The sequence below is a fragment of the Pseudomonas borbori genome (assembly GCF_900115555.1).
GTDB lineage: Bacteria > Pseudomonadota > Gammaproteobacteria > Pseudomonadales > Pseudomonadaceae > Aquipseudomonas > Aquipseudomonas borbori.
Genome location: NZ_FOWX01000066.1, coordinates 1 through 7,729 on the forward strand (window position 1 = coordinate 1; position 7,729 = coordinate 7,729).

The 7,729-nt window shown below is 56.2% G+C and carries 6 protein-coding genes and 2 pseudogenes; 2 read left to right on the top strand and 6 right to left on the bottom strand.

Translation table 11 applies throughout. The features are described 5' to 3' along the window. On the top strand, positions 1-352 hold a 352-nt coding region (locus BM315_RS23535; RefSeq protein ID WP_141124026.1), incomplete at its 5' end, for an IS66 family transposase. Positions 353-466: 114 nt separating this feature from the next. On the opposite strand, the pseudogene BM315_RS25620 reads toward BM315_RS23535, so the two are convergent. The 6 genes and pseudogenes from BM315_RS25620 to BM315_RS23560 all read right to left on the bottom strand — a co-directional run. Further along, positions 467-1,057 (bottom strand): annotated as a pseudogene (locus BM315_RS25620) (methyl-accepting chemotaxis protein); the annotation flags it as partial. A 267-nt stretch (positions 1,058-1,324) separates the two neighbouring features. After that, a pseudogene (locus tag BM315_RS25625) lies at positions 1,325-2,173 on the bottom strand (HAMP domain-containing protein); the annotation flags it as partial. A 153-nt stretch (positions 2,174-2,326) separates the two neighbouring features. Next, a complete protein-coding gene (locus BM315_RS23545) occupies positions 2,327-3,340 on the bottom strand; it encodes an NAD(P)-dependent alcohol dehydrogenase (RefSeq protein WP_244527371.1) in 1,014 nt (337 codons plus the stop codon). Between the two features lie 206 nt (positions 3,341-3,546). Further along, complete coding sequence (locus BM315_RS23550; RefSeq protein WP_090506068.1) at positions 3,547-5,013, bottom strand: aldehyde dehydrogenase family protein; 1,467 nt, start codon at positions 5,011-5,013, stop codon at positions 3,547-3,549. A gap of 27 nt (positions 5,014-5,040) precedes the next feature. Beyond that, positions 5,041-6,111, bottom strand: coding sequence for a 2Fe-2S iron-sulfur cluster-binding protein (locus BM315_RS23555; RefSeq protein ID WP_090506070.1), 1,071 nt, complete (start codon positions 6,109-6,111; stop codon positions 5,041-5,043). Between the two features lie 195 nt (positions 6,112-6,306). Next, on the bottom strand, positions 6,307-7,251 hold the full coding sequence (locus BM315_RS23560) for an IS1595-like element ISPbo1 family transposase (protein ID WP_425287803.1): 945 nt from the start codon (positions 7,249-7,251) through the stop codon (positions 6,307-6,309). 214 nt (positions 7,252-7,465) lie between these two features. On the opposite strand from BM315_RS23560, the gene BM315_RS25170 reads away from it, so the two are divergent. After that, entirely contained in the window at positions 7,466-7,576 is a 111-nt protein-coding gene (locus BM315_RS25170; protein WP_244527372.1) for a reverse transcriptase N-terminal domain-containing protein, read from the top strand. The last annotated feature ends 153 nt before the right edge of the window (positions 7,577-7,729 follow it).

Below are 7,729 nucleotides of genomic sequence, written 5' to 3' on the forward strand. Positions count from 1 at the left end.
GCTGCAGGTCACGGCGCAGAACGCCCTGGGCAAAGCAGTGAACTACCTGGCGAGCAACTGGAGCCGACTCGAACGCTACATCGAGGCCGGCCACCTGCCGATCGACAACAATGCAGCCGAGCGGGCCATCCGGCCCTTCGTCATCGGCCGCAAAAACTGGCTGTTCAGCGACACGCCCAAAGGTGCAACCGCCAGCGCCCAACTCTACAGCCTGATCGAAACCGCCAAGGCCAACGGCTGGGAGCCTTATGCCTGGCTGCGTCATGTCCTCGAGCGCCTGCCGCTGATCAACAGCGTTGAAGGCTACGAAGCGCTGCTGCCGTGGAGCAGCAAGCCAACGACGTCACTGTAAAACGCAAAACCCCACCAGTGGGAGGTGGGGTTTATGGAGCGCTTACAATGAAACCGCTATGCTAGCGGTCTCAGTACATCATGCGGCCCCTCCCGGGACGACATTTTCTCCGCGCTATACCTTGAAGCGGTCCACCGTAACCCTAAGAGCATTTGCAGCTCGGTCCAGGTCATTTGATATGCTCGCGCTCAAACTGCCTGCATTGCAGTTCTCTTCACTCATACGAGCAACTGCGTCTACACGTTCTGAAATATGGCTGGTAGCCCTATTTTGTTCTGCGATGGTCCCAGAGACCTGCTCGATGAACTGGGCGGCCAGGGTTGTGTAGTCCTGAATCTCGTCAATATGCCGAGCGGCTTCCTCTGATAGCCTGCGCCCCCCTTCAGCACTGGTCATAACCGCTTGCATCTTTTCCACCGCTAGGGTGGTTGAACGTTGCATGGAAGCAACTTTGTCATCGATTTCCTGTGCAGAAATGGACGTACGTTGAGCCAATGAACGGACTTCGTCCGCGACTACGGCAAAGCCCCTGCCTTGGTCACCTGCGCGCGCGGCTTCAATGGCTGCATTGAGAGCAAGCAGGTTGGTCTGGTCAGCGATGGCCTGGATGACCTGGACGATGCTGGAGATATTACTGGACTCCTCGTCGAGGGCTGTCACGGTGTCACCGGCAATTTCAATCTCCTGAGCGATACGTTGCATTTCCTTGGCGCTGCGGCCAATGACATCGGCGCCTGCAATAGCTGCGGAGTTGGCTAGTTTTGACCGTCCAAGCGCATCACGCGCGCCCTCATGGGTCTGAACGATATTGCCCAGCATTTGATCAATAGCCGTGGCCATTGACTGGGCTGTTTCACTTTGCAACTGGGAGGATGAGGCAACACGGGACGCGATATTGGCGGCCTGGTGGGATGAGTCATCGATAACAATCGCGGAGTCGCGCACTTCACGTAATGAACTATGTACGCGCTCAACCAAGGTGTTCAGCGAGCTGGCCGTTTTCGCAAGCTCATCCTTGCCCGAAACAGGTACGCGAATTGAAAAGTCATTCTCATCGGCAATCCTGCTAATTACAGCACGCATTGAATCCAAGGGTGTGAGAATGCTTCGGGCAATGGTCACGCCAATGATACATAGCAGAATAGCGGCGATAACCACCGCAGCAATGGTCACCTGTGTTGCGGTTCGCACCGCCAGCTTGGCATCGGCTTGAGAAGTTTCGGCATCCTGAACACTGACGCCGGCAAGTTGGCTCAACGGTATATCGAGGTTGGCATACGAAATGGCCCAGCGTGACGCGTAGACTTCATACTCCTTGAACAAGATGCGAAATTCTGGCCACTGATTGGCATTGCTGAGCGCCCGGGTAACCTCGATCTGGCGCTCATCATCATTGAGGGAGAAATCCTCCCACATGGGCTTGATTGAGTCCCATAGCTCAGCCTGGGCTGCAGTTTTGGGCAACTGATCATATTGCTGGTAGGCGAGGGCTGCGGCATTGCTTGATTCTGTAAAGCGCTCAAGTATGTTTTGGAAAACCGCGCGACCTTCAGAAATCAGTTCCTCTTCATCATCAAAGAGTGATTCGAATTGATTGATTTTCCATGCTGCCCCTTCCTGTACGGAGACGATTGACTCCAGCCGGCCGCTACGAATGAGTCCAATCAGCCTGACTGCTGCCAGGTTCTGGTCGCTGATGGAATGCATGGCCGTCACCACGCGCTGAAGCCCAACCCAACCAGACAGGCTGACGAAACCAATAGAGAGAATGGAGATAATTATCAGGGAGATCAGTTTTGCTCTAACGGACAAATGATTCATGCCGGCATCCTGATACGGTTTGATTGGGAACAAATAACCTGACAGTCCCAGAGTGATGCTTTTGCGCGTGCAGACTCTGCCTAAAAGGCATGTCAGTACGGAAAAGACCCCGCCTGCATATTATGTTGCGCGTGCAGGCGGGAGGACGGCGGGTCAGAGTGTCAGAACAGGCTTGATGGCCTTGCCGGTCTCTGCAGCTTCCATGGCTTCGTTGATGCTTTCGAAAGGGAAGGTGGTAATCAGCTTTTCGAACGGGAATTTACCTTCGCGATAAAGCGCCAGCATCTGCGGAATGAATTCCTGCGGATTGGCATCGCCTTCGGTAATGGGCTTGAGGGTGACATTCTTGCTCAACAGGTCGAGCAGGGTCGCCGGAATGGCTGCCTCAGGGTTGGCCATGCCGAGCAGGCCGAGTTTCCCGCCGGACATGATGCAGTCGATGGCGTTGGCGATGACCTTGGGCAGGCCCGTGGTATCCAGCGCATGGTTGGTGCCACCCGGCAGGACTGCACGAATGCTGGCGACCAGGTCCGCTGTGTTGAACGGATCAAATACATGGGTAGCCCCCAGTTCCTTGGCCAGCTCACGCCGGGACTCATTGGGCTCTACCACAATCAGGGGGCTGACACCCAGGGCATTCGCCGCCATGACCGCACTGAGCCCTACGGCCCCACCGCCGAATACGATAAACGATTGGCCGGATTGCAGGCCCAGCGAGTTGATGGCTGCCCCTGCGCCTGTCTGAATGCCGCAACCCAAGGGGCCGAGCAGCTCAAGGGGCAGGTCCTTGTCGACCTTGACCGCATTGATCTCGCGGGCAATCGCAAAGGAGCCGAAAGAGGATTGGCCAAAGAACATGCCACGTACATTGCCACCTTCGCTATCCAGAATGGTGCCGTCTCCGACGCGCTCTGCACCACCGAAGTTCAGCGGCAACATTTGCACGCAACTGGCTGGCTCATCATGGTCGCAGTTATAGCAATGGCCGCAAGAGTTGAAGGAAAGGACTACATGATCGCCGGGCTTAAGGTTCTTCACTTGGTCGCCAACGGCTTCTACGACGCCCGAACCTTCGTGGCCGAGAATAATAGGCAGAGGAACGGGGAAGCCGTCACGGCAAACAACATCGGTGTGGCAGACACCCACGCCGACAACTCTGATCAGCACTTCATCACCTATAGGGGCGCTGATGCTGACCGGTTCAATTTTAAAGGGCCCGCCAACAGAACGGAGTACTGCGGCATTAGCTCGGGTAGGTTGCAAGCTGTTTATTGTCATTATGATTGAGCCTCGATGAAAGTCGTCATGCTGCTACACGGGCGGGTTGCCAGACCAGGCAACCCGCCGCCATGCACTGGAGCCGAAATTGCGGATCAGTCGAGCAATGCACAGACGGCTTTGGTTTCCGTGTAGGCGTAGAGACCTTCTGCTGATACTTCACGGCCCCAACCGGATTGCTTGAAGCCACCGAAGGGGGCTGCAGCATCGATAATGCCGTGGCAGTTGATCCACACTGAGCCAGCCTCAAGACGGGCGGCCATCTTGTGGGCCTTGTTGATGTCCTTGGTCCAGACGTTGGCTGCCAGACCGTAAACGCTGTCGTTTGCCAACTTCAGGGCATCATCCATGTCTTTGAACGGCATAATGCTGACAACCGGGCCGAAAATTTCTTCCTGGACAATCTTCATGGATGGGTTGGTACTGGCGAACACGGTGGGCTCAACAAAGTAACCTTTGTCACCGTGGCGCTTGCCGCCGGTTACCAGCTCCGCACCCTGCTCGACGCCCGAGGCACAATAGCCGAGTACACGCTCTTGTTGCTTGCGCGAGACCAGCGGCCCGAGCATGGTGTCGGCATCGCGGCCATTGCCCAGCTTGAAGCTCTTGGCTACTTCGGCAACGGCTTCTACTACCTTGTCGTAGACCTTTTCCTGCACCAGCAGGCGTGATGCGGCAAAGCAGATCTGGCCCGAGTTGAAGAATACGGCCAGTGCGGCGCCCAGGCCTACACGCTCAAGGTCGGCATCTTCGAACACGACGCTGGGAGATTTGCCGCCCAATTCCAGGGTGACACGCTTCATATTGCCCAAGGAGTATTCGGCAATCTGCTTGCCCACCGCCGTGGAGCCGGTGAAGGCAATCTTGTTGACGCCGGGGTGCAGGGCCAGGGCCTTGCCCACTTCATGTCCATAGCCCGTCACCACGTTGAGCACACCTTCCGGCAAGCCCGCTTCCAGGCACAACTCAGCCAAACGCAGAGTGCTGAGTGAAGTCAGCTCGGCCGGTTTCATGACTACGGTACAACCGGCAGCGAGTGCGGACGCGATCTTCCAGGCGCCAATGGCGAGCGGATAGTTCCATGGGGTAATAGTCCCCACAACACCTACTGGATCGCGTCTTGTGTAGGCATGGTATTCGCGGCCATCAAAGGATACTGGCAGGGTTTCACCGTGCATTTTGCTGCACCAACCACCCATGTAGCGGAACACTTCGATGGTTGAAGGGATGTCCAGCATCTTGGCATGTGCCAGTGGCTTGCCGGTATCAATAGATTCCAGCATAGCGAGCTCATCGGCATGGTCTTCTATTTTGCGGGCAATGGTCTCAAGCAGTCGGCCGCGGTCAATTGGGCGCATGCGCGACCACGTGGCTGATTCAAATGCCAGGCGAGCAACACGTACAGCCTCGTTGACTTCTTCCACACCGCAACGGGGGATGCTGGTTATGATCTCTTCCGTGGCCGGGTCTTCAACATCGATGGTTTCCCCGGAGTAGGCGTTTATCCATTTGCCGCCGATAAGCGATTGTGTCTTACAGCCTTGGTAAATAAATTCTGACATGGAAAACTCCTAGTTCTTATTCAATGTTTATCGCGGAGCTGCGGTGCTCTGATCGGTAAATTTGTCGTAATGAATTTGTTCAAGACCGAGGCCGTGCTGAGTAGCTACCTCAATGGCGCGGTCGATCATGCCGGGGGGGCCGCACATATACATTTCGGCCTTGTCGTGCGGCTCTCTGTTCAGGCTTGGGATGATGGACTCGGTCACCAAGCCGCGCGCGCCAGCCCAAGGACTGTCTTCGGGTTCATGTGAAAGTATGGGAATGAAATTGAAGTGGCCTTTCCAGCCTTGGCCGATGGTTGCAATCTGGTCAAGTGCGTAGAGGTCTGCCGTGGTACGGGCACCAAACAGTACGGTACAGGAACGTTCGACCCGTTTCTTCCTGGCGTCTTCAAGAATGCTCAGCAGGGGAGCGAGGCCACTACCGCCGGCTATGCAGATCATCGGGGCGGTACTGGTTCGCAAATAGAAATCGCCGTGAGGTGATTCGATATCAAAGGACAGGTCGGTGAGGCTGCCAGCGAACAAAGCCTCGGTGAATTCTCCACCGGGAACCTTACGGATCATGAAAGTGATCTTATCCGAGCCTTTCTGTTCCGGGGCATCTGCGAAAGAGTAACTTCTGCTGCGCTCCACTGCGGCATGCTTGATGTTTGCATATTGGCCGGCGACAAATTGTAAGGGGCGGTCTAGCTTGAGTTCGACCCGCATAATGTCATGCGTAAGGGCTTCAGTACGTGAGATCTTGCCAGTGAAAGTTTCTGGGGGCGGTGCATTGATGCCGCTGCTGACAATCTCGATGGTGGTCTCTTCATCGAGTGGAACCGCTTGGCAGGCAAGGATATATCCAGCCTCTATCTCTTGCTTGGAGAGGGTATAGCCAAAATCGGTAATGGCCTTGACTCTCCCGGAAACTAGCCGGCATTTGCAGGCTCCGCAGGTGCCAACTGTGCAATTGTGCGGGAAGGGCACCTGGTTGTTCAGGGCGGACTCAAGGATGGTTTCGCTGCCCCGAATATCAAAGTGGCGGCCAAAAGGTTGCACCGAAACGGTTCTGGCGAGCTTTGGCCGGAAAAGGGATTTGATGAAAGCAACCATGTTGTGCCTCGCGGTCTAGGGGAATGGTGCCCTTCTTTAATTTCTATTCAGATACATACTATACGCTAGGCTACAAAATAAATTGTGATATGTAAAGCGCTACCAGGGATCCCAGTCGTACCCGGTGTCCAGACCACGACAGGACCATGGCAGTGGGCACCAAAAAAGGAAGGCTCTGTTCGCGTTCGTCGTGGGTTACCCCACCGCATGCCGAATCCACGCCTCTGGGCCGATGTCTTTGCCTGCACGCTCCAGCAATCGCCGCCAACCCAGGTAATTTGGCAAATATCGGGTGGCGACGCCGTTGAAGCGGCGCATCCACTGCTTCAAGCGCGAGTCGTAGGCATTCACATGTTGGAGATGAAAGACGCGTTGCTTGACCCTCGTGCCCTGCGCCAGGTTCAACGATTCATGCGGGATGGCTTCGGCCTTGGTGACGGCGCGATAGACGCCTGCACCATCGGTGCATAACACCGACTCGGGGGTCAACAGTTGCGAGAGCAGGCTCCCGAGCGTCTGCTTATCCACCTTGGGCAGGACAGCATCGTAATGCTTGCCTTGCCGATCCTGGGCGACAAGTACCGGTCTTTGCTCGGCCGACAGGCCACGCTTTCGGGCTTTCCCGCCACGATGTCGAGCCGGGCGTGGCAGCTTGCGCTTGCCCTTGAATGACTCCAGGAAGTAGGTCTCGTCAGCTTCGACGATATTCGACAGCTCGGTGTCGTTTTCGCTAGCGGGAAGCGCCAGCATCCGGTGGCGCCAGCGAAAGGCCGTGGTGCGATGCACGCCAGCCTCCTGAGCGGCCTTGCGCACACTGAGGCCATTGACCATCGCTTGAGCGTAAACCAGCCAAGCATCGCTACGCTTGAGTCGGGCCAACGGCGTTCCGGTCGCCGCATTGAATGTCTTATGGCAACTCGTGCAGCGATAGCGCTGCAGACCAGCTTCCTTGCCCCACCCGTGGATATGCCCGGAGTGGCAATGCGGGCAGGCCAACACCTCGGAGGCGCGCTGATTCACAACTTCGACAGCCAGGGATGTGCGGGGCGGCTGATTCAGCGCCTGCCGAACCTGAGCGCGCTGCTTTACGGTCAGACTGGCGACTTGAGAAAACCATGACTGGAATGCCTTGCTCTCCATCATGCACCCCTCCCGCTGGCTGTATTGATTTCAGTCTAGCCAACCCACGATGAACGCGAACAGAGCCAAAGTTAATCGCCCCGGCATTTGTGGAGGCCGTTTCGTTTAAGTCAGGCCGCCATGGCCTGACCGGCTTGTTGCTGGTGGAAGTTTGCCTCAGCCTCCGCAGGCGGGATATATCAGATTGAGCTCAGCAGCGACTGCTGACTCGAAGATGTTGGCCGTGAAACCAGTGGCGGAGAATAGAGGCAAGAGGACACCGGGAGTTGTCGGCAAGATCTGGTCAACTCCCGCGGCCAAATCGAAGGGAGTACAGGCGTTATAGCAGCGGGGCTATCGGCCCCAACCACTGCGACGCATCTACATACCCAAAAGCAATGGCAGAAAACGCTCCATAAACCCCATCTACCCAGTTCAGGCAGTTTGGTTTTAAATCGCCTTCAGGTTCCAGGGCAGTAGCGCTTCATAGTCCTCAACG